7 protein-coding genes and 5 tRNA genes are annotated in these 24,742 nt (G+C 43.9%); 2 read left to right on the top strand and 10 right to left on the bottom strand.

Translation table 11 applies throughout. The annotated features are described in order from the left end of the window. Positions 1-91 precede the first annotated feature (91 nt). From AC0L3W_RS03250 to AC0L3W_RS03225, 6 genes are all read right to left on the bottom strand, one after another. Positions 92-15,589, bottom strand: coding sequence for an Ig-like domain-containing protein (locus tag AC0L3W_RS03250; protein WP_409439684.1), 15,498 nt, complete (start codon positions 15,587-15,589; stop codon positions 92-94). Between the two features lie 527 nt (positions 15,590-16,116). Further along, a tRNA-Val gene (locus AC0L3W_RS03245) sits at positions 16,117-16,192 on the bottom strand. 28 nt (positions 16,193-16,220) lie between these two features. Next, positions 16,221-16,296: transfer RNA gene (locus tag AC0L3W_RS03240), tRNA-Val, on the bottom strand. A gap of 28 nt (positions 16,297-16,324) precedes the next feature. After that, positions 16,325-16,400, bottom strand: a tRNA-Val gene (locus AC0L3W_RS03235). A gap of 38 nt (positions 16,401-16,438) precedes the next feature. Then, positions 16,439-16,514, bottom strand: a tRNA-Val gene (locus AC0L3W_RS03230). 44 nt (positions 16,515-16,558) lie between these two features. After that, a tRNA-Val gene (locus tag AC0L3W_RS03225) sits at positions 16,559-16,634 on the bottom strand. Between the two features lie 269 nt (positions 16,635-16,903). On the opposite strand from AC0L3W_RS03225, the gene gltX reads away from it, so the two are divergent. Continuing rightward, positions 16,904-18,328, top strand: coding sequence for a glutamate--tRNA ligase (gene gltX, locus AC0L3W_RS03220; protein WP_409439685.1), 1,425 nt, complete (start codon positions 16,904-16,906; stop codon positions 18,326-18,328). An 86-nt stretch (positions 18,329-18,414) separates the two neighbouring features. Here the strand turns inward: gltX and AC0L3W_RS03215 are convergent, their stop codons facing one another. After that, positions 18,415-19,038: a DsbA family protein gene (locus AC0L3W_RS03215; protein WP_409439686.1), complete on the bottom strand. Its 624-nt coding sequence runs from the start codon at positions 19,036-19,038 to the stop codon at positions 18,415-18,417. Positions 19,039-19,231: 193 nt separating this feature from the next. On the opposite strand from AC0L3W_RS03215, the gene AC0L3W_RS03210 reads away from it, so the two are divergent. Further along, on the top strand, positions 19,232-19,813 hold the full coding sequence (locus AC0L3W_RS03210; RefSeq protein ID WP_290038348.1) for a thymidine kinase: 582 nt from the start codon (positions 19,232-19,234) through the stop codon (positions 19,811-19,813). Between the two features lie 81 nt (positions 19,814-19,894). Here AC0L3W_RS03210 and ppiD read toward each other — a convergent pair whose 3' ends face one another. The 3 genes from ppiD to lon form a co-directional block, all read right to left on the bottom strand. Continuing rightward, complete coding sequence (ppiD, locus tag AC0L3W_RS03205) at positions 19,895-21,790, bottom strand: peptidylprolyl isomerase (RefSeq protein WP_409439687.1); 1,896 nt, start codon at positions 21,788-21,790, stop codon at positions 19,895-19,897. Between the two features lie 79 nt (positions 21,791-21,869). Next, a complete protein-coding gene (locus AC0L3W_RS03200) occupies positions 21,870-22,145 on the bottom strand; it encodes an HU family DNA-binding protein (protein ID WP_290038352.1) in 276 nt (91 codons plus the stop codon). Positions 22,146-22,297: 152 nt separating this feature from the next. After that, the gene (gene lon / locus AC0L3W_RS03195; protein ID WP_290038353.1) at positions 22,298-24,655 is read right to left on the bottom strand and encodes an endopeptidase La; all 2,358 of its coding nucleotides are present in this window, start codon (positions 24,653-24,655) and stop codon (positions 22,298-22,300) included. Positions 24,656-24,742: the final 87 nt, after the last annotated feature.

Here is a 24,742-nt window from a genome sequence, read left to right as displayed (position 1 = left end):
TAGGTATAATACTACTACTGTAACAGTAGAAGTATTATTGACCTATTAAATATATTTAAATGATTACTATTAACCTATTTTTTAATAAAAATTATTGAGAAAGATCATCATCTAACGAAGAAGTTGAGCTACTTGTATCTATATCTGTATTATCGCTAATAATTAACGCTCCTTCCTCATATAAAGTATTTATTACAGTTTCAACTTCTGATGAAGATAATTCACCATCATGCGTAATACCTTCTAACTGTATATCCTCCAAAATAATTGTTGCTACATTCTCTCCAGATTCAGTGCTGGATACATTTAATGTTGTATCGATACCATCGAAACTTATTTCAAAATATTCACTTAATGTGCTTTCAGTTTCACCTTGTAATAAGTCGCTTAAATCTAAAGCATCACCTTCTTCAATATCGAAATCAACAATAATATCAGTTCCAGCAGCATCCCCTTCAGACCATGTGAAAGTATCAGCTCCAATTCCACCTATCATTGTATCATTACCAACACTGTCGATTAGATTATCATCTCCGGCTCCACCAACTAAAATATCATTTCCTATCCCGCCAGATAACTCATCATCTCCAGCTAAACCTAAAATAGAATCATCATTAATAGTCCCATTTAAATCATCAGCTTCATCGCTACCAAAAATAGAATCATCACTAGCAACAATTAAATTAATGGATGTTTCGGTTGACGAAGTTTCACCATTTAAAGACTCTGTCGTTGTAGCAGTTACAAACAACTCGTAATAACTTGTACTATCAACTTCAGTACTTAAAAGAGTTAAATTATCTAAATCCCAAGAAGTTACATCAATAAGGCCATCATCACTTGAAGAAGTGTATGTATTTTCACCATCACTTAATGTAAAGCCATTAGGAATGTCGGAAATAACCAGCGCTAAGGATTCAGTATCATCCAATACAGTATCTTCAGTGCTAATATTTAGGGATATAGCCCCCCCCTCAGTAACAACAACTGCTTCGTCGGTAACCTCTTCCTCAACCACTTTGTCAAATGAAATGCTATTAATTAAGTAGTCGTCGCCACTTCCAGGTGCTGTGAACACAATCTGATCAAAACCCTCTCCATTCGCATTAATTGTAATCGGGTCATCAACATTGTTACTTCCGCCGTTTATAGTACCTGAACCGACTAAAACTCCATTGGAATAAAGACTATAAGCTGCTGTTTCATTTGGATTTAACCAAGAAAATGCAACATCGGCACTTGTTATTTCATAATCTATATCAACTACAATTGATTCTGAACCAGTATTATTTAAATAACCTAATTCAGCATTTGCTCCAGATGCCCTTCCTGAAACACCGAAACCATCATGAGTAGTACCTGTAATTGAGCTTAAAGTGGTCTGTACTCCAGTTGCTGTATATGCTGTTACGGTATAACCACTATCTGTTTCATTGTAGTTTTCTGCAGATAAACTAATTGACTCAGTGTATTCAGTGTCAATAGTAATATTAACTGTAGGAGTTGTGGCTACAGGAATAACTAAAGGTGTACTGGATACAGACTCTCCATCGACAGAGCCATCATTTGTGGTTAATGTGTATTCTGGCAAATCTTGTCCACTATTAACTAATTCAGCGCCAGCTTCAGTTAATACAATGGTATTATCTACAATTGCATAATTAACACTATCGCTAATCGATACAGTGACGTCATCTCCCTCAGCATCGAATGTAGTAAATGTAGATACAATAGTACCTTCTACCGCAGTATCTTCAGTAAGTTCATTAGTACTCGTTATCTGAATCTCAGGTGCGCTGTTTGCACCATTTACAGTGACAGAGATATCCTGAGTTTCGCCATTTAATTCTATGGTAAATGTTTCTACGATAGTTTCATCAGTATCTAGATATGCGATATCACTGTTATCAACTTCATATGTCCAATTACCATCTGCATCAATAGTTAACTCACCAAGTGCACTACTGCCTGCAGTTGAAGCTGCAAAGACAACCGTTGGAGCAAAACTACTTCGATCTGAATCATCAACATCAATGAAGGTAATTTTTCCTGAATCCGTTAAGGTTGTTGTTGTATCCGCACTATCTTCGGAGACTTCTCCTTCTGCACTATCACCGGCGCTAGTATCCACTACGATTTCAGTAGCGTCTTCTGTACCAATAATATCAATGGTAATGATTTCTTCAGTACCATTTAAAGTAACCGTATATATCTCTGTTATTTTCTCACCTTCATCTAGGTACTGAACCAATGAATTATCAACGCTATAACTCCAATTACCATCATTTTCTAAAGTAACAGAGCCCAATTGACCTAAACTTGAAGTCGAACTTGTAAAGTTAACTTCTGGCTCAAAAGAGGCACTATCTGAATCGTCTGCATCTCCAAACTCAAGCGTATCATTTGTTGTTAAGAATCCAGGTGTAATATCATCATCGTCCTCGAAAAGTCTAGCATACGCATCTCTTGTTCCTACTGGCTCGATAGTCGTAGGATCTTCTGAACCATTAATAGTGACTGTAATATCATGTGAAGTTCCGTTTAATGTGACTGTGAATACTTCTACTAATGACTCACCTTCTCCTAAGAATTGAACCGCACTATTATCAACCTCATAAGTCCAATTACCATCTGCATCAATAGATATTTCACCTAGAGCGCTATCCCCTTCATTTTCAGGAGAGAACTCGACAGTAGGCGCAAAGTTTTCACTGTCTTCAGTATCTACATCTGAGAATGTTAATGTACCTGAGTCTGTTAGAGTTTGAGTTGCACTTATTTCTTCGTCTTCAGTCACTTCGCCAATATCACTGTCTGAAGTTCCAACTAGAATTTCAGTTGGATCATCTACAGGATTAACGGTGACATTAACCGTTTCTGTATTGCCATCTTCATTGGTGTACGTGAAGGTATCCGACCCGTTAAAGTCCGCATCGGGTGTGTAAGTCACTGTGCCATCATCGTTGATAGCCACTGTGCCGTTAGTGCCATTGGTCACTGACGCCACTGGCGATATTACGCCATCGGCATCCGTATCATTTGCGACGACATCAATCACCACTGGCGTGTCTTCGTCAGTCGTTGCGCTATCTGCTACTAAGACGGTGTCATCGGCCACTGGATCAACCGTGACAGTCACCGTTTCTGTATTGCCATCTTCATTGGTGTACGTGAAGGTATCCGATCCGTTGAAGTCCGCATCGGGTGTGTAAGTCACTGTGCCATCATCGTTGATAGCCACTGTCCCGTTCGTACCATCGGTCACTGACGCCACTGGCGATACAACCCCATCAGCATCCGTATCATTTGCCACTACATCAATCACCACTGGCGTGTCTTCGTCAGTCGTTGCACTATCTGCTACTAAGACGGTGTCATCAGCCACTGGTTCAACCGTGACGGTCACCGTTTCTGTATTGCCGTCTTCATTGGTGTACGTGAAGGTATCCGACCCGTTGAAGTCCGCATCGGGTGTGTAAGTTACGGTGCCATCATCGTTAATCGCAACAGTCCCGTTAGTCCCGTCAGTGACTGAAGCAACAGGTGATGTGACGCCATCCGCATCCGTATCATTTGCGACGACATCGATAACCACTGGGGTATCTTCGTCAGTCGTTGCTGAATCTGCTGCTAATACTGTGTCATCAGCCACTGGTTCAACTGTTACTGTGACCGTTTCTGTATTGCCGTCTTCATTGGTGTACGTGAAGGTATCCGACCCGTTGAAGTCGGCATCGGGTGTGTAAGTTACGGTACCGTCAGTATTAATAGCCACTGTCCCGTTAGTCCCGTCAGTGACTGAGGCAACAGGTGAAACTTCACCATCAGCATCCGTATCATTTGCGACGACATCGATAACCACTGGGGTATCTTCGTCAGTCGTTGCGCTATCTGCTACTAAGACGGTGTCATCAGCCACTGGATCAACCGTGACTGTTACCGTTTCTGTATTGCCATCTTCATTGGTGTACGTGAAGGTATCCGACCCGTTAAAGTCGGCATCGGGTGTGTAAGTCACTGTGCCATCATCGTTGATAGCCACTGTGCCGTTAGTCCCGTCAGTGACTGAGGCAACAGGTGAAACTTCACCATCAGCATCCGTATCATTTGCGACGACATCGATAACCACTGGGGTATCTTCGTCAGTCGTTGCGCTATCTGCTACTAAGACGGTGTCATCTGCGACTGGATCAACCGTGACTGTTACCGTTTCTGTATTGCCATCTTCATTGGTGTACGTGAAGGTATCCGACCCGTTAAAGTCGGCATCGGGTGTGTAAGTCACTGTGCCATCATCGTTGATAGCCACTGTCCCGTTAGTCCCGTCAGTGACTGAGGCAACAGGTGAAACTTCACCATCAGCATCCGTATCATTTGCGACGACATCGATAACCACTGGGGTATCTTCGTCAGTCGTTGCACTATCTGCTACTAAGACGGTCTCGTCTGCCACTGGATCAACCGTCACTGTGACCGTTTCTGTATTGCCGTCTTCATTGGTGTACGTGAAGGTATCCGACCCGTTGAAGTCGGCATCGGGTGTGTAAGTTACGGTGCCGTCAGCGTTAATCGCAACAGTCCCGTTTGTGCCGTCTGTTACTGAGGCAACAGGTGATGTGACGCCATCGGCATCCGTATCATTTGCGACGACATCAATCACCACTGGCGTATCTTCGTCAGTCGTTGCGCTATCTGCTACTAAGACGGTGTCGTCTGCGACTGGATCAACCGTGACGGTCACCGTTTCTGTATTGCCATCTTCATTGGTGTACGTGAAGGTATCCGATCCGTTAAAGTCCGCATCGGGTGTGTAAGTCACTGTGCCATCATCGTTAATAGCCACTGTGCCATTAGTGCCATTGGTCACTGACGCCACTGGCGATACAACCCCATCAGCATCCGTATCATTTGCGACGACATCGATAACCACTGGCGTGTCTTCGTTAGTCGTTGCGCTATCGGCTACTAAGACGGTGTCATCAGCCACTGGATCAACTGTTACTGTTACCGTTTCTGTATTGCCATCTTCATTGGTGTACGTGAAGGTATCCGACCCGTTGAAGTCCGCATCGGGTGTGTAAGTCACTGTGCCATCATCGTTAATAGCCACTGTGCCATTAGTGCCATTGGTCACTGACGCCACTGGCGATACAACCCCATCAGCATCCGTATCATTTGCGACGACATCGATAACCACTGTCGTGTCTTCGTCAGTCGTTGCGCTATCGGCTACTAAGACGGTGTCATCTGCCACTGGATCAACCGTGACAGTCACCGTTTCTGTATTGCCATCTTCATTGGTGTACGTGAAGGTATCCGATCCGTTGAAGTCCGCATCTGGTGTGTAAGTTACGGTGCCATCATCGTTGATAGCCACTGTCCCGTTCGTACCATCGGTCACTGACGCCACTGGCGATACAACCCCATCAGCATCCGTATCATTTGCGACGACATCGATAACCACTGGCGTGTCTTCGTTAGTCGTTGCGCTATCGGCTACTAAGACGGTGTCATCAGCCACTGGATCAACTGTTACTGTTACCGTTTCTGTATTGCCATCTTCATTGGTGTACGTAAATTCGTCTTCACCATTGAAATCTGCGTTTGGCGTGTAGGTCACTGTGCCGTCATCGTTGATAGCTACTGTGCCGTTAGTCCCGTCAGTTACTGACGCCACTGGCGATACAACCCCATCAGCATCCGTATCATTTGCGACGACATCAATCACCACTGGCGTATCTTCGTCAGTCGTTGCGCTATCTGCTACTAAGACGGTGTCGTCTGCGACTGGATCAACCGTGACGGTCACCGTTTCTGTATTGCCATCTTCATTGGTGTACGTGAAGGTATCCGATCCGTTGAAGTCCGCATCTGGTGTGTAAGTCACTGTGCCGTCATCGTTGATAGCTACTGTGCCGTTAGTCCCGTCAGTTACTGACGCCACTGGCGATACAACCCCATCAGCATCCGTATCATTTGCGACGACATCAATCACCACTGGCGTGTCTTCGTCAGTCGTTGCGCTATCTGCTACTAAGACGGTGTCATCAGCCACTGGATCAACTGTTACTGTTACCGTTTCTGTATTGCCATCTTCATTGGTGTACGTGAAGGTATCCGACCCGTTAAAGTCGGCATCGGGTGTGTAAGTCACTGTGCCATCATCGTTGATAGCCACTGTGCCGTTAGTCCCGTCAGTGACTGAAGCAACAGGTGATGTGACGCCATCCGCATCCGTATCATTTGCGACGACATCTATAACCACTGGGGTATCTTCGTCAGTCGTTGCTGAATCTGCTGCTAATACTGTGTCATCAGCCACTGGTTCAACTGTTACTGTGACCGTTTCTGTATTGCCGTCTTCATTGGTGTACGTGAAGGTATCCGACCCGTTGAAGTCGGCATCGGGTGTGTAAGTTACGGTACCGTCAGTATTAATAGCCACTGTCCCGTTAGTCCCGTCAGTGACTGAGGCAACAGGTGAAACTTCACCATCAGCATCCGTATCATTTGCGACGACATCGATAACCACTGGGGTATCTTCGTCAGTCGTTGCACTATCTGCTACTAAGACGGTCTCGTCTGCCACTGGATCAACCGTCACTGTGACCGTTTCTGTATTGCCGTCTTCATTGGTGTACGTGAAGGTATCCGACCCGTTGAAGTCGGCATCGGGTGTGTAAGTTACGGTGCCGTCAGCGTTAATCGCAACAGTCCCGTTTGTGCCGTCTGTTACTGAGGCAACAGGTGATGTGACGCCATCGGCATCCGTATCATTACTGATAACATCAATCACCACTGGGGTGTCTTCGTCAGTCGTTGCGCTATCTGCTACTAAGACGGTGTCATCGGCCACTGGATCAACTGTGACGGTCACCGTTTCTGTATTGCCATCTTCATTGGTGTACGTGAAGGTATCCGACCCGTTGAAGTCCGCATCTGGTGTGTAAGTCACTGTGCCGTCAGCGTTGATAGCCACTGTCCCGTTCGTACCATCGGTCACTGAGGCAACAGGTGAAACTTCACCGTCGGCATCCGTATCATTTGCGACGACATCGATCACCACTGGCGTGTCTTCGTCAGTCGTTGCGCTATCGGCTACTAAGACGGTGTCATCAGCCACTGGATCAACTGTTACTGTTACCGTTTCTGTATTGCCATCTTCATTGGTGTACGTGAAGGTATCCGACCCGTTGAAGTCCGCATCGGGTGTGTAAGTCACTGTGCCGTCATCGTTGATAGCTACTGTGCCGTTAGTCCCGTCAGTTACTGACGCCACTGGCGATACAACCCCATCAGCATCCGTATCATTTGCGACGACATCAATCACCACTGGCGTGTCTTCGTCAGTCGTTGCGCTATCTGCTACTAAGACGGTGTCATCAGCCACTGGATCAACTGTTACTGTTACCGTTTCTGTATTGCCATCTTCATTGGTGTACGTGAAGGTATCCGACCCGTTGAAGTCGGCATCGGGTGTGTAAGTCACTGTGCCATCATCGTTAATAGCCACTGTGCCATTAGTGCCATTGGTCACTGACGCCACTGGCGATACAACCCCATCAGCATCCGTATCATTTGCGACGACATCGATAACCACTGGGGTGTCTTCGTCAGTCGTTGCGCTATCTGCTACTAAGACGGTGTCATCAGCCACTGGATCAACTGTGACTGTCACCGTTTCTGTATTGCCATCTTCATTGGTGTACGTGAAGGTATCCGACCCGTTGAAGTCTGCATCGGGTGTGTAAGTCACTGTGCCATCATCGTTAATAGCCACTGTGCCATTAGTGCCATTGGTCACTGACGCCACTGGCGATACAACCCCATCAGCATCCGTATCATTTGCGACGACATCGATAACCACTGGCGTGTCTTCGTCAGTCGTTGCGCTATCGGCTACTAAGACGGTGTCATCGGCCACTGGATCAACCGTGACAGTCACCGTTTCTGTATTGCCATCTTCATTGGTGTACGTGAAGGTATCCGATCCGTTGAAGTCCGCATCGGGTGTGTAAGTCACTGTGCCATCATCGTTGATAGCCACTGTGCCATTAGTGCCATTGGTCACTGACGCCACTGGCGATACAACCCCATCAGCATCCGTATCATTTGCGACGACATCGATAACCACTGGCGTGTCTTCGTCAGTCGTTGCGCTATCGGCTACTAAGACGGTGTCATCTGCGACTGGATCAACTGTGACTGTTACCGTTTCTGTATTGCCATCTTCATTGGTGTACGTGAAGGTATCCGACCCGTTGAAGTCCGCATCGGGTGTGTAAGTCACTGTGCCATCATCGTTAATCGCAACAGTCCCGTTTGTGCCGTCTGTTACTGAGGCAACAGGTGATGTGACGCCATCGGCATCCGTATCATTTGCGACGACATCGATAACCACTGGTGTGTCTTCGTCAGTCGTTGCGCTATCGGCTACTAAGACGGTGTCATCTGCGACTGGATCAACCGTGACTGTCACCGTTTCTGTATTGCCATCTTCATTGGTGTACGTGAAGGTATCCGACCCGTTGAAGTCGGCATCGGGTGTGTAAGTCACTGTGCCGTCATCGTTAATAGCCACTGTGCCATTAGTGCCATTGGTCACTGACGCCACTGGCGATACAACCCCATCAGCATCCGTATCATTTGCGACGACATCGATAACCACTGGGGTGTCTTCGTCAGTCGTTGCGCTATCTGCTACTAAGACGGTGTCATCAGCCACTGGATCAACTGTTACTGTGACCGTTTCTGTATTGCCATCTGCATTGGTGTACGTGAAGGTATCCGATCCGTTGAAGTCCGCATCTGGTGTGTAGGTCACTGTGCCATCATCGTTGATAGCTACTGTGCCGTTCGTACCATCGGTCACTGAGGCAACAGGTGAAACTTCACCGTCGGCATCCGTATCATTTGCGACGACATCGATAACCACTGGCGTGTCTTCGTCAGTCGTTGCGCTATCTGCTACTAAGACGGTGTCGTCTGCCACTGGATCAACCGTGACGGTCACCGTTTCTGTATTGCCATCTTCATTGGTGTACGTAAATTCGTCTTCACCATTGAAATCTGCGTTTGGCGTGTAGGTCACTGTGCCGTCATCGTTGATAGCTACTGTGCCGTTAGTCCCGTCAGTTACTGACGCCACTGGCGATACAACCCCATCAGCATCCGTATCATTTGCGACGACATCAATCACCACTGGCGTATCTTCGTCAGTCGTTGCGCTATCTGCTACTAAGACGGTGTCGTCTGCGACTGGATCAACCATGACGGTCACCGTTTCTGTATTGCCATCTTCATTGGTGTACGTGAAGGTATCCGATCCGTTGAAGTCCGCATCTGGTGTGTAAGTCACTGTGCCGTCATCGTTGATAGCTACTGTGCCGTTAGTCCCGTCAGTTACTGACGCCACTGGCGATACAACCCCATCAGCATCCGTATCATTTGCGACGACATCAATCACCACTGGCGTGTCTTCGTCAGTCGTTGCGCTATCTGCTACTAAGACGGTGTCATCGGCCACTGGATCAACTGTTACTGTTACCGTTTCTGTATTGCCATCTTCATTGGTGTACGTGAAGGTATCCGACCCGTTAAAGTCGGCATCGGGTGTGTAAGTCACTGTGCCATCATCGTTGATAGCCACTGTGCCGTTAGTCCCGTCAGTGACTGAAGCAACAGGTGATGTGACGCCATCGGCATCCGTATCATTACTGATAACATCAATCACCACTGGGGTGTCTTCGTCAGTCGTTGCGCTGTCTGCTACTAATACTGTGTCATCAGCCACTGGTTCAACCGTGACGGTCACCGTTTCTGTATTGCCATCTTCATTGGTGTACGTGAAGGTATCCGACCCGTTGAAGTCTGCATCGGGTGTGTAAGTCACTGTGCCATCATCGTTAATCGCAACAGTCCCGTTAGTCCCGTCAGTGACTGAGGCCACTGGCGATACAACCCCATCAGCATCCGTATCATTTGCCACTACATCAATCACCACTGGCGTATCTTCATTAGTCGTTGCGCTATCTGCTACTAAGACGGTGTCGTCGGCCACTGGATCAACCGTGACGGTCACCGTTTCTGTATTGCCATCTTCATTGGTGTACGTGAAGGTATCCGACCCGTTGAAGTCCGCATCTGGTGTGTAAGTCACTGTGCCGTCAGCGTTAATTGCCACAGTGCCGTTGGTACCGTCTGTTACTGAGGCAACAGGTGAAACTTCACCATCTGCGTCCGTATCATTTGCCACTACATCAATCACCACTGGCGTATCTTCATTAGTCGTTGCGCTGTCTGCCACTAAGACTGTGTCATCGGCCACTGGATCAACCGTGACTGTCACCGTTTCTGTATTGCCATCTTCATTGGTGTACGTAAATTCGTCTTCACCATTGAAATCTGCGTTTGGCGTGTAAGTCACTGTGCCATCATCGTTGATAGCCACTGTGCCGTTAGTCCCGTCAGTTACTGAGGCAACAGGTGATGTGACGCCATCGGCATCCGTATCATTTGCGACGACATCAATCACCACTGGGGTGTCTTCGTCAGTCGTTGCGCTATCTGCTACTAAGACTGTGTCATCGGCCACTGGATCAACTGTGACGGTCACCGTTTCTGTATTGCCATCTTCATTGGTGTACGTGAAGGTATCCGACCCGTTGAAGTCCGCATCTGGTGTGTAAGTCACTGTGCCATCTTCGTTAATCGCAACAGTCCCGTTTGTGCCGTCTGTTACTGAGGCAACAGGTGATGTGACGCCATCGGCATCCGTATCATTTGCGACGACATCGATAACCACTGGTGTGTCTTCGTCAGTCGTTGCGCTATCTGCTACTAATACGGTGTCATCGGCCACTGGATCAACCGTGACGGTCACCGTTTCTGTATTGCCATCTTCATTGGTGTACGTGAAGGTATCCGACCCGTTGAAGTCCGCATCGGGTGTGTAAGTCACTGTGCCATCATCGTTGATAGCCACTGTGCCGTTAGTCCCGTCAGTGACTGAGGCAACAGGTGATGTGACGCCATCGGCATCCGTATCATTTGCGACGACATCGATCACCACTGGTGTGTCTTCGTCAGTCGTTGCGCTATCTGCTACTAATACTGTGTCATCGGCCACTGGATCAACTGTGACGGTCACCGTTTCTGTATTGCCATCTTCATTGGTGTACGTGAAGGTATCCGACCCGTTGAAGTCCGCATCTGGTGTGTAAGTCACTGTGCCATCTTCGTTGATAGCCACTGTGCCATTAGTGCCATTGGTCACTGAGGCAACAGGTGATGTGACGCCATCGGCATCCGTATCATTTGCGACGACATCGATCACCACTGGTGTGTCTTCGTCAGTCGTTGCGCTATCTGCTACTAATACTGTGTCATCGGCCACTGGATCAACTGTGACGGTCACCGTTTCTGTATTGCCATCTTCATTGGTGTACGTAAATTCGTCTTCACCATTGAAATCTGCGTTTGGTGTGTAGGTCACTGTGCCGCCAGCGTTAATTGCCACAGTGCCGTTGGTACCGTCTGTTACTGAGGCAACAGGTGAAACTTCACCATCTGCGTCCGTATCATTTGCCACTACATCAATCACCACTGGCGTATCTTCATTAGTCGTTGCGCTGTCTGCCACTAAGACTGTGTCATCGGCCACTGGATCAACCGTGACTGTCACCGTTTCTGTATTGCCATCTTCATTGGTGTACGTAAATTCGTCTTCACCATTGAAATCTGCGTTTGGTGTGTAGGTCACTGTGCCGTCAGCGTTAATTGCCACAGTGCCGTTGGTACCGTCTGTTACTGAGGCAACAGGTGAAACTTCACCATCTGCGTCCGTATCATTTGCCACTACATCAATCACCACTGGCGTATCTTCATTAGTCGTTGCGCTGTCTGCCACTAAGACTGTGTCATCGGCCACTGGATCAACCGTGACTGTCACCGTTTCTGTATTGCCATCTTCATTGGTGTACGTAAATTCGTCTTCACCATTGAAATCTGCGTTTGGCGTGTAGGTCACTGTGCCATCATCGTTGATAGCCACTGTGCCGTTAGTCCCGTCAGTTACTGAGGCAACAGGTGATGTGACGCCATCGGCATCCGTATCATTTGCGACGACATCAATAACCACTGGCGTGTCTTCGTCAGTCGTTGCGCTATCTGCTACTAAGACTGTGTCATCGGCCACTGGATCAACTGTGACGGTCACCGTTTCTGTATTGCCATCTTCATTGGTGTACGTGAAGGTATCCGACCCATTGAAGTCCGCATCTGGTGTGTAAGTCACGGTGCCATCAGCGTTAATCGCAACAGTCCCGTTTGTACCGTCTGTTACTGAGGCAACAGGTGAAACTTCACCGTCTTCATCTGTATCGTTTGCTAATACGTCAATGATTACAGAAGTATCTTCTGTTGTAACGACGCTATCTTCAATAGTATTAGTTAGATCATCTACTCCATTAACACCTGGCTCAACAGTGGCTGCTTCACCGTCTACCGTGCCGTCATTTGGTGTTAGTGTAAATGCAGGTAGCTCTTCGCCACTGTTGACCAGTGCTGCTCCGGCTTCGGTTAAGACAACCGTGCCATCTACGATCGCGTAGTTGACTGTGTCGCTCAGGGTAACAGTAACCTCGTCACCGTCTTCATCCGTTGTTTCGAACGTCGCAACCACGGCACCTTCAACGGCACTGCCGTCATCTTCAGTAAAGTCATTGCTGCTAATGATAGTTATTTCTGGTGCATCATTACTAGTCGTCACACCTGGCTCAACAGTGGCGGCTTCACCGTCTACCGTGCCGTCATTTGGTGTTAATGTAAATGCAGGTAATTCGGCGCCACTGTTCACCAGTGCTGCACCGGCTTCCGTTAAGACAACCGTACCATCTAAGATCGCGTAGTTGACTGTGTCGCTCAGGGTAACGGTAACTTCGTCACCATCTTCATCTGAGGTTTCGAAGGTCGCAACGACAGCCCCTTCAACGGCACTGCCATCATCTTCAGTAAAGTCATTGCTGCTAGTGATAGTTATTTCTGGTGCATCATTACTAGTCGTCACACCTGGCTCAACAGTGGCGGCTTCACCGTCTACCGTGCCGTCATTTGGTGTTAGTGTAAATGCAGGTAGCTCTTCGCCACTGTTGACCAGTGCTGCGCCCGCTTCTGTTAATACAACCGTGCCGTCAACAATTTCATAATTAACGGTATCGCTTAACGTAACAGTAACCTCGTCACCATCTTCATCCGTTGTTTCGAACGTCGCAACCACGGCACCTTCAACCGCGCTGCCGTCATCTTCGGTAAAGTCATTGCTGCTAGTGATAGTTATTTCTGGTGCATCATTCGTCGTGGTTACACTTGGCTCAACAGAAACAGCTTCACCATCAGTAATGCCATCGTTTGGAATCAAAGTAAATTCAGGTAGCTCTTCGCCACTGTTGACCAGTTCTGCGCCCGCTTCTGTTAATACAACCGTGCCGTCAACAATTTCATAATTAACGGTATCGCTTAACGTAACAGTAACCTCGTCACCATCTTCATCCGTTGTTTCGAACGTCGCAACCACGGCACCTTCAACGGCACTGCCGTCATCTTCAGTAAAGTCATTGCTGCTAGTGATAGTTATTTCTGGTGCATCATTCGTTGTAGTTACACTTGCCGCAACAGAAACTGCTTCACCGTCAGTCGTGCCATCGTTTGGAATCAAAGTAAATTCAGGTAGCTCTTCGCCACTGTTGACCAGTTCTGCGCCCGCTTCTGTTAATACAACCGTGCCGTCAACAATTTCATAATTAACGGTATCGCTTAACGTAACAGTAACCTCGTCACCATCTTCATCCGTTGTTTCGAACGTCGCAACCACGGCACCTTCAACGGCACTGCCGTCATCTTCAGTAAAGTCATTGCTGCTAGTGATAGTTATTTCTGGTGCATCATTCGTTGTAGTTACACTTGCCGCAACAGAAACTGCTTCACCGTCAGTCGTGCCATCATTTGGTGTTAGTGTAAATGCAGGTAGCTCTTCGCCACTGTTGACCAGTTCTGCGCCCGCTTCTGTTAATACAACCGTGCCGTCAACAATTTCATAATTAACGGTATCGCTTAACGTAACAGTAACCTCGTCACCATCTTCATCCGTTGTTTCGAACGTCGCAACCACGGCACCTTCAACGGCACTGCCGTCATCTTCAGTAAAGTCATTGCTGCTAGTGATAGTTATTTCTGGTGCATCATTCGTTGTAGTTACACTTGCCGCAACAGAAACTGCTTCACCGTCAGTCGTGCCATCATTTGGTGTTAATGTAAATGCAGGTAATTCGGCGCCACTGTTCACCAGTGCTGCGCCCGCTTCGGTTAGCACAACCGTGCCATCTACGATTTCATAATTAACGGTATCGCTTAACGTAACAGTAACCTCGTCACCATCTTCATCCGTTGTTTCGAACGTCGCAACCACGGCACCTTCAACGGCACTGCCGTCATCTTCAGTAAAGTCATTGCTGCTAGTGATAGTTATTTCTGGTGCATCATTCGTTGTAGTTACACTTGCCGCAACAGAAACTGCTTCACCGTCAGTCGTGCCATCATTTGGTGTTAGTGTAAATGCAGGTAGCTCTTCGCCACTGTTGACCAGTGCTGCGCCCGCTTCGGTTAGCACAACCGTGCCATCTACGATTTCATAATTAACGGTATCGCTTAACGTAACAGTAACCTCGTCACCGTCTTCATCCGTTGTTTCGAACGTCGCAACCACGGCACCTTCAACGGCACTGCCGTCATCTTCAGTAAAGTCATTGCTGCTAGTGATAGTTATTTCTGGTGCATCATTCGTTGTAGTTACACTTGGCGCAACAGAAACTGCTTCACCGTCAGTCGTGCCATCATTTGGAATCAAAGTAAATTCAGGTAGCTCTTCGCCGCTGTTCACAAGTGCTGCGCCCGCTTCAGTTAATACAACCGTGCCGTCAACAATTTCATAATTAACGGTATCGCTTAACGTAACAGTAACCTCGTCACCATCTTCATCCGTTGTTTCGAAGGTCGCAACCACGGCACCTTCAACGGCACTGCCGTCATCTTCAGTAAAGTCATTGCTGCTGCTAATAATGATTGTTGGAGCTGTATTTGCAACAGTTAAAACACTACTGTCATCGGTTGTATCAGTAAATTCTTGCTCGTTTTCAGAGGCACTATCAAACGTAGTTGTATCGAAATTAGTCGTCGCAATAGTCTCTTCACCATCACGTTCAAAATCAACCAGAGAAAAACCACCACCATCAGACTCTTCACCGGCAGCTGTTTCGATGTCTAAATCTAGAACTTCTTCACCAAGAGCTAAAATAGCCTCTAAGTCATCAGTATCAATATCAGTAAGTTCTGTCTGATCATTTTGAATATCTGGTAGTTCAATATTTTCTGCAACAGGGGCTTCAGCCGTCTCTTCTAAAATTAATGGTTCTAGCTCAGGCGCGATTGATTCACCAGTTACAGTTAATTGTTCTTCTGTTTGAACTGCCTGCTGATCAGTTAATTCAATTTCAGTTTCACTATTTTCGTTAACCTGGTTATTTTGCTTATCCATTACTATTCCCCACGAGACTATAAACTTCCAAAATTATGTTTTACATAATTATTAAAAACCGACAAAACTTTAACAATTAATACGGCTATTCAGATAACATTTGCTTAAAAAAGAGATTAAGAAGGATGATATTCAAAGTTCCATCTTCGAAAAACATCCCCCCTAAAGTAATAACTATAGACAAACGCTCGTCAATAGTAAATTTGATTATTAATTAATATTAAAAGTGAAGTAAAAAACTTCTAAAAGGTAGCTTTATTTCACATTAAATACGACTCTGATATAGCATTAAGTGCTTGTATATACAGACTTGAACTAAAAATAAGACAAGAAATTTTGATTGGACTTTAATGTGTAGCAAATGGACTAGAGGGTTTAATAAATTAAAAATAAAATCATTAAGAACGAATATTTTAAGTACTTAAATTTGACTTAATTATCATAAACAATAAAAATTTAAGTAAAGTGATAAAGTTAATGATTAGAAAATATGAAATTTAGATTAATTATAGATAAGAGATTAAAGATGGTGGGCGATACTGGGTTCGAACCAGTGACCCTCGCCTTGTAAGGGCGATGCTCTCCCAACTGAGCTAATCGCCCATCTTTAATCTTATTTTGGTATATATCATGGTGGGCGATACTGGGCTCGAACCAGTGACCCTCGCCTTGTAAGGGCGATGCTCTCCCAACTGAGCTAATCGCCCATGATATGTTTAGATGAAAAAGTAAAGATGGTGGGCGATACTGGGTTCGAACCAGTGACCCTCGCCTTGTAAGGGCGATGCTCTCCCAACTGAGCTAATCGCCCATCTTTAATTTTTATCTTAAATTGTAACAACTTGAAAGTGGTGGGCGATACTGGGTTCGAACCAGTGACCCTCGCCTTGTAAGGGCGATGCTCTCCCAACTGAGCTAATCGCCCACTTCAAGTTCATAGTTTCAGTTCTTATGATGAACTAAGTAATATGGTGGGCGATACTGGGTTCGAACCAGTGACCCTCGCCTTGTAAGGGCGATGCTCTCCCAACTGAGCTAATCGCCCACATTACTTAATAACAACTGCTTAACTGCTCTGCCGTTGTTTGTGGGGCGTATTATAGGGATAGCCTTTTTTCAGTCAAGGCCTTTTTGAATAAATTTGTAGTTTTTTAACTGACTGCTCAAAGGGTAGGCAACAAACGCTTAATATTTGTATTTTGCTGCATTTTATTATGCAAAATTAGTTTGTTAGCAAATAGTTAATGTAATTAGATAGCTTTCCGTTAAAATATGCGCACTACTCTTCAAGCTGTATTATAAGGAAGCTTTTTAATGACTGTTAAAACTCGTTTTGCCCCTAGCCCTACCGGCTACTTACACGTTGGTGGCGCACGTACTGCACTATATTCATGGTTACATGCTAAAAGTAAAGGTGGCCAATTTGTATTACGTATTGAAGATACGGATATTGAACGCTCTACTCAAGAAGCTGTTGATGCCATATTAGAAGGAATGAAATGGTTAGGTTTAGATTGGGACGAAGGTCCATACTACCAAACTAAACGTTTCGACCGTTACAATGAAATGGTTGAAAAACTATTAGCAGAAGATAAAGCTTACAAATGTTACGCACCTAAAACATTATTAGACGAAATTCGTGCCGAGCAAGAAGCAAATAAAGAGATGGCTCGTTACGATGCCAACCATCCTAAAATTGTTGCAGTAAATGCTGCAGCAACAGAAGATCAAGATTGTGTTATTCGTTTTCGTAATCCAAAACAAGGTACTGTTGTTTTTGAAGATGAAATACGTGGCAAAATTGAAATTGCTAATGACCAGTTAGATGATTTAATTATTCGTCGTAGTGACGGCTCACCGACTTACAACTTCTGTGTAGTCGTTGATGATTGGGATATGGGAATTACTAACGTAGTACGTGGTGAAGATCATATTAATAACACACCTCGCCAAATCAATATCTATGAAGCATTAGGTGCACCGGTACCTTCTTTTGCACACTGTTCAATGATTCTAGGTGATGATGGTGCGAAACTATCAAAACGTCATGGTGCAGTATCAGTGATGCAATACCGTGATGAAGGTTTCTTACCTAATGCACTTAATAACTATCTAGTTCGTCTTGGTTGGTCACATGGCGATCAAGAAGTATTCTCTGAGCAAGAAATGATCGACCTATTCAGCTTAGACAATGTCAGCAAATCAGCTTCAGCCTTTAATACTGACAAACTATTATGGTTAAACAATCATTACATCAAAACATCAGATCCAGCTTATGTAGCAGAACATCTACAATGGCACATGGATCAACAAAATATTGATACAAGTAATGGCCCTGCATTAACAGAAGTTGTTACAGCATTAGCAGAACGTGCAAAAACATTAGTAGAACTAGCAAGCTCAAGCCGCTACTTCTATGAAGACTACGAAGAGTTTGATGCAACAGCGGCGAAAAAACACTTACGTCCAGTAGCGAAAGAAGCACTAGTATTGGTACAAAGTAAACTACAAGCTACTGATGACTGGTCAATGGAAAACTTACATAAGATCATTGAAGACACTGCAACTGAATTAGAAGTAGGTATGGGTAAAGTAGGTATGCCTTTACGTGTTGCCATTACCGGAGCAGGTCAATCTCCTTCTCTTGACGTGACCTTGGCATTAATTGGTCAGGAACGCAGTGTTGCTCGTATTTCACGTGCTATTGAATTTATTGAAGCGCGAGAAAACGCTGCATAAAATCAATTTAAAAGGTTAAAAATAAAAGCCCATTGATACACTGTTATCAATGGGCTTTATAGTACCTTACCGTTTAAAAAACTATATTATTTATTGTTTATTAACTGCGTAATTTGCTTATGGGTCTTTTGCCAATTGTTATAATCAACCGCAATCGGAAAAACGTCTCCACCTACCGTTAATACCAAAGATGGGAAGCCTTGAATTGGCATCGCCCTACTTACTGAAATTTCTTTCATTAATTTTGTATTAATTTTTTGGCTAGTTAACTGAGTAGCAAAGCGTTCCCCCTCCAAACCCACTTGTTCAGCTAATTCGATTAACGTACTGCTCAAAGAAGGATTTTTAGCCTGTAAATAGTAAGCTTGTTGAATAGCTAATAGCATCTCTTGTTCTTTGCCCTCTTCCCTTGCAATTAAACAAGCACGACATGCAGGGTAAGTTGAACGTTGAGGCTGACACTCAGTCCAAAAATCAAAATTAAATTCAGTGCCTAACTTAGCATGAATGGTACGCCAAATACCTTGCAGTGTTTGCTGTAATTCTTCGGGCATTACTTGGTCGCTATCTGGGGCTAACCCTCCTAAATGATAATTTATTTCTACTTCATCATTCGCTAATGCTTCCACCAGTTGTAACCACGTTTTCTTAAAACCCCAACACCAACTACACATAGGATCGTAAACATAATGTAAAACAGCTTGATTCATAGTCGCTCCTTATTAACCAATGCAACTTGAAAAAGCACATCGATCATATTTTGACGTAAAACATGAAGCACATAAAAATGATTAGAATAAAAATTCAGTTGCTAATGTTATCATGGGCTATTCCCCCTACTATCCATAAAAAACTGTTATTAATCAATCAAGGGGGCTATTTAATTATTCATAGGACCATGTTTTGGCACAACTTTATTTTTATTATTCTGCAATGAATGCAGGGAAATCGACCTCTTTACTCCAATCTTCTTATAACTATCGTGAACGAGGAATGAATACCTATGTATTAACAGCAGGAATTGATGACCGTTCAGGTATTGGTAAAGTATCGTCACGTATTGGTATCGAAAGTGATGCACACATCTTTAACGAGAATGATGATCTAGCTGAAATGATAGGTAAAGTACATCAACAAAATAAACAACATTGCATCTTAATTGATGAGTCACAATTCCTAAGTAAAGAACAGGTTAGACAACTCACATACGTAGTAGATATTTTAGGAATTCCTGTATTGTGCTACGGCATCAAAACTGACTTTAAAGGAGAATTATTTCCTGGTAGCCAATACCTATTGGCATGGGCTGATAAATTAATCGAATTAAAAACCATTTGTCACTGTGGTCGTAAAGCCAATATGATTTTACGTATGGACGGTAATGGTAATGTCTTACATGAAGGTGCGCAGGTAGAAATAGGTGGTAATGAGAGTTACGTGTCTGTATGTCGAAAGCACTTCAGAAAAGAGTTTTGGGATAAATAAATAGAATGATTGATATAAAAAAGCGGCTTATGAAAGCCGCTTTTAGATTACTTAATGCGATGACTTAAGAATCAATATAGATTATTGGCCCGCGTAAGTAATATCAGCATTGTTCAGTAATGAAGTAATCAATGCCTGATAAGTCGCCTCTGATGTACTACGTTGTAACATAGTCGCTAACTGTGTTTCAGTTTCTTCTTCAACTTTACTCTCATCTTGTTCAATCACATCAGACAACTCAACCAAAGCAAAATCACCTTGTGCTGTTGCAACATAATCTCGCGTTACTTGACCAGCTTCAGGTTTCGCTAATTGGAATAAACGCTGAATGATTTGCGTATCGTAATCACGGCTGTAACGCGCTAACGTTAATGGTGAAGAGAAAGTAAGATCTTTACTTGCTAATTCACTATCAATTGACTCGCCCGCATTTAGCTTAGTCATTAAAGACTCCACAAATTGCTTAGCAGCTTCCGCTGATTTTTGCTCTTCTAACTGCACAGTAATTTGATCAGTTACCTCAGCAAGCGGTTTTGTGGCTGCTTCTTGATAATCTTTAACGCGCACTACAATCGCTTTAGAGTCTGTTAAGTCAATAACTTCTGAGTTAAGACCTTCAGCGCGGAAATTCTCATCAAATACTTGACTCAATACATCACGAGAGTCTAATTCATTTGGTACATCGTCACTTGAGAATAAACCACTTTCTTGAACTGCAACACCCACTTCAGCAGATGCTTCTTCTAAGCTATCAGGAGACTCAAAAGCCACTTCACTTAAACGTTGGTATAAATCATCAAAAATGCTACGTACTTTTTCATTTTTCAATGCAACTTCGATTTGAGGTTTAACTTCGCTTAATGGGCGAGGAGTATTCTCTTGTGCATCGATTAACTTAATGATGTGGTAACCAAATTCAGATTTAACAACATCAGAAATAGGTGAAGCCTTAGTTAAAGAAAAAGCACTTGAATCAAAAGCTGGATCCATCACACCACGTTCAAACCAATCTAACTCACCATCATTTTTAGCAGAATAAACATCTTCCGATTTCGTTTTTGCTAGCTCAGCAAAATCAGCACCAGATTTAATTTCTTCTAAAATAGCTTCTGCTTTTGCTTTCGCTTCATCAGAATCACCTTGAATGAAAATATGTGCAACTTTACGACGTTCTACTTGTTCGTAATCAGATTGATGTTGATCGTAGTAATCTTGAACATCTTGTTCTGTCACATTGACTTCTGAAGTCAATGTTGCCGAATCTAATACAATATATTCTACATTGACTTGCTCAGGGCTTTGAAAAGCTTGGCTATTGTTAGCATAATAAGTTTCAATATCTTCAGCTGTTACATTCGCTTCCGCAACAAAATCAGCACTATCTACGTTTAAGATACGCGCCACACGCTGTTGGCCTTGTAATTGGCTTGTTTGTGCCACTTCAGAAGGTAAAACAAACTCACTGCCTACTAATGTTTCTAATAGCTGAACGCGTACTAAATCAGTCTTAAAGTTAGCACTAAACTGTGCAGGTGAAAGATTGTTATTACGTAACAGTGATAAGTATAAGTTGTTATCGAATTTTCCATCGACTTGGAACTCAGGAGTGTTACGAATCGCTTCTTTAACTTGCTCATCACCAACACGTAACCCCATATCAGCAACAGCTTGTGCTACTAAACGTTCAGTGATCAAGGTTTGTGTCGCTTGAGCACGTACTTGTTGTGCAAAATTAGGGTTAGAAGCTAATAGTTCGAATTGTTCACCGTATTGCTGTTGTAAACGTGCTCTTTCATTTTGATAAGCTTGTTCAACACTTTGCTGTGAAATCTCTTCACCATTTACGGTTACAGCAGCATTCACTGATGAAGTGCCTAAATAGCTACTGACACCAGCTAAAGCAAAAGAGAGGATGATCACAATCAAAATACTTTTTGCGACGACTCCTTGCGAACCTTCGCGCATTCTTTCTAACATAATATTTTACTCTTTAAGACTAAAAACAAAAAAAGCGCATCATAGGACGCGCTTAATACATGGAAGAGCTAATAAACGCTTAAGCGTTGATAGCATCTTTCAATGATTTACCCGCTTTAAATGCAGGTACTTTTGCAGCTGCGATTTGGATTGGTTCGTTAGTTTGTGGATTACGACCTGTACGAGCAGCACGTTCTTTAACTGAGAAAGCACCAAAACCGATTAGAGATACGCTGTCGCCTTCAACTAAAGCTGTTGTTACGCTTTCGATAAATGCATCTAATGCACGGCCTGCAGCCGCTTTGGAAATGTCTGCGCTTTCAGCGATGTTATCGATTAATTGTCCTTTATTCATTTGTAAATCCCCTGTTTATAATAATTGGTGCTATCTTCATCTTGAGTGGCACATTGTAAAAAACTTGAGCTAGGCTACTTCTCTATTCAAATTCAAGCAAGTAAATTTCAATAAAATTAGCGAACTAGCCCGTATTGTATGCGATTAGTCACCTATTTGTCGTTTTTTTCAACAGAAAAGCCGGTGATACTATCTTGTAATGCAACTTCTAATACTTCATCAATCCAGCGTACAGGTTTGATTTCAAGTTGGTCTTTAATATTATCAGGGATTTCCTCTAAGTCACGTGTATTTTCAAACGGAATCAATACTGTTTTAATACCACCACGACGCGCCGCTAATAATTTCTCTTTTAATCCACCGATAGGAAGCACTTCACCACGCAGAGTAATTTCACCTGTCATCGCAACATCAGCACGAACAGGAATCCCCGTTAAACTTGATATAAGCACGGTACACATTGCGGCACCTGCACTTGGACCATCTTTTGGTGTTGCACCTTCAGGAACATGTACATGGATATCACGTTTCTCGTGAAAATCACTGTTAATACGCCATTCTTCTGCTTTAGCGCGTACCACAGTCATCGCCGCTTGAATTGACTCTTTCATGACATCACCCAATGAACCAGTATAAGTTAACTTACCTTTACCCGGTACAGAAGTTGCTTCAATAGTCAGTAGATCACCACCAACAGATGTCCATGCTAAACCAGTTACTTGTCCCACTTGATTAGCAGAATCAGCTTTACCAAAGTCATAACGGCGAACACCTAAATAATCTTTCAAGTTATCGATAGTTACATCAATTTTTTTCAGACTCTTATCTAATAAGATATCTTTCACCACTTTGCGACAGATCTTAGAGATTTCACGCTCTAAGGCACGCACACCCGCTTCACGCGTGTAGTAACGCACAATCCCAATGATTGCACTGTCATCAATAGTAATCTCACTCTCTTTTAAACCATTACGTTTAATCTGTTTGCTTAAAAGATGTTGATTAGCGATATTCAATTTTTCATCTTCTGTATAACCAGAAAGATTGATCACTTCCATACGGTCCAATAATGGGCCAGGAATATTCATTGAGTTAGATGTTGCAACAAACATTACGTCAGACAAGTCATAATCAACTTCAAGGTAATGATCATTAAAGCTATTATTTTGCTCAGGATCTAGCACTTCTAATAATGCAGAAGCAGGATCACCGCGCATATCAGAGGCCATTTTATCGATCTCATCTAATAAAAATAATGGGTTTTTAACACCCACTTTGGTCATTTTTTGAATCAATTTACCCGGCAATGAACCAATGTAAGTACGACGATGACCACGGATCTCCGCTTCATCACGCACACCACCTAAAGCCATACGCACATACTTACGCCCAGTTGAACGAGCAATAGACTGACCTAATGAGGTTTTACCTACACCAGGAGGCCCAACAAGACATAAAATAGGCCCTTTTAACTTGTTGATACGCGTTTGTACCGCTAAGTACTCTAAAATACGTTCTTTGACCTTCTCAAGGCCATGATGGTCTTGATCTAGGATTTCTTGCGCCTTTGCTAAGTTCTTTTTAACAGGACTACGTTTCTTCCAAGGCACATTCACTAAGCTTTCGATGTAAGTACGGATCACACTTGCTTCCGATGACATTGGAGACATCATTTTTAGCTTCTTAAGCTCAGATAATGCTTTCTCTTTTGCCTCTGCAGACATGCCTACCGATTCAATTTTTTCAGCAAGTTGGTCAAGGTCACTTTGCCCTTCTTCATTATCACCCAACTCTTTTTGAATCGCTTTCATCTGTTCATTAAGGTAATACTCGCGCTGGCTACGTTCCATCTGTTTTTTAACACGACTTCGGATACGCTTTTCAACCTTTAAAATGTCTTCTTCGTTTTCCATCATACCCATTAGGTATTCAAAACGTTCCGTTACATTGGTTAACTCTAATGCAGCTTGTTTGTCTTCTAAACTTAATGGCATGTGCGCAGCAATCGTATCAGCAAGACGCTCAGGCTCATCAATCCCATTCACTGATGCTAATACTTCAGGTGGAATCTTTTTGTTTAATTTAATGTATGACTCAAACTGACCAAGTACGCTTCTGACTAGCGCCTCTTCCTCTTTTTCGTCAACACCTTCGCTTTCCAATAATTCAATTTCAGAAAAAAAGTATTCTTCATTATCGATATTGCGAACGATGTTAGCGCGTTGTACCCCTTCCACTAAAACCTTTACCGTACCATCAGGCAGTTTTAGTAATTGTAAAATATTCGCCACTGTACCGACCGGGTACAAGTCTTCAATTTTAGGGTCATCCAAGGTTGCTTCAGTTTGCGCAACTAATAAGACTTTTTTGCCCTGTTCCATAGCTGCTTCTAAGCAGCTGATTGATTTTTTTCTACCGACAAATAATGGGATAACCATGTGCGGATAAACGACAACATCACGAAGTGGTAAGACAGGTAATGTCAACAGCTGATCTGTTTCTAATTTCATATTGTCCCCGGAAAAAGAATTGAAAATGGATAGATAAATAATGACAAGTCGAAAAATGACACAGCTCAACTCGCTATAAAAAATCGT

The sequence above is a fragment of the Psychromonas sp. KJ10-5 genome, assembly GCF_055808325.1.
The sequence above is the reverse complement of the archived record's forward strand: the minus strand, read 5'-3'. Positions and strand labels throughout refer to the sequence as shown.

What these genes read in the sequence shown, in the direction of transcription:
- AC0L3W_RS03250 (WP_409439684.1), bottom strand. Translation starts at nt 15,589, where the DNA reads ATGGATAAGCAAAATAACCAGGTTAACGAAAATAGTGAAACTGAAATT.
- AC0L3W_RS03200 (WP_290038352.1), bottom strand. Translation starts at nt 22,145, where the DNA reads ATGAATAAAGGACAATTAATCGATAACATCGCTGAAAGCGCAGACATT.
- lon (WP_290038353.1), bottom strand. Translation starts at nt 24,655, where the DNA reads ATGAAATTAGAAACAGATCAGCTGTTGACATTACCTGTCTTACCACTT.
- AC0L3W_RS03215 (WP_409439686.1), bottom strand. Translation starts at nt 19,038, where the DNA reads ATGAATCAAGCTGTTTTACATTATGTTTACGATCCTATGTGTAGTTGG.
- gltX (WP_409439685.1), top strand. Translation starts at nt 16,904, where the DNA reads ATGACTGTTAAAACTCGTTTTGCCCCTAGCCCTACCGGCTACTTACAC.
- ppiD (WP_409439687.1), bottom strand. Translation starts at nt 21,790, where the DNA reads ATGTTAGAAAGAATGCGCGAAGGTTCGCAAGGAGTCGTCGCAAAAAGT.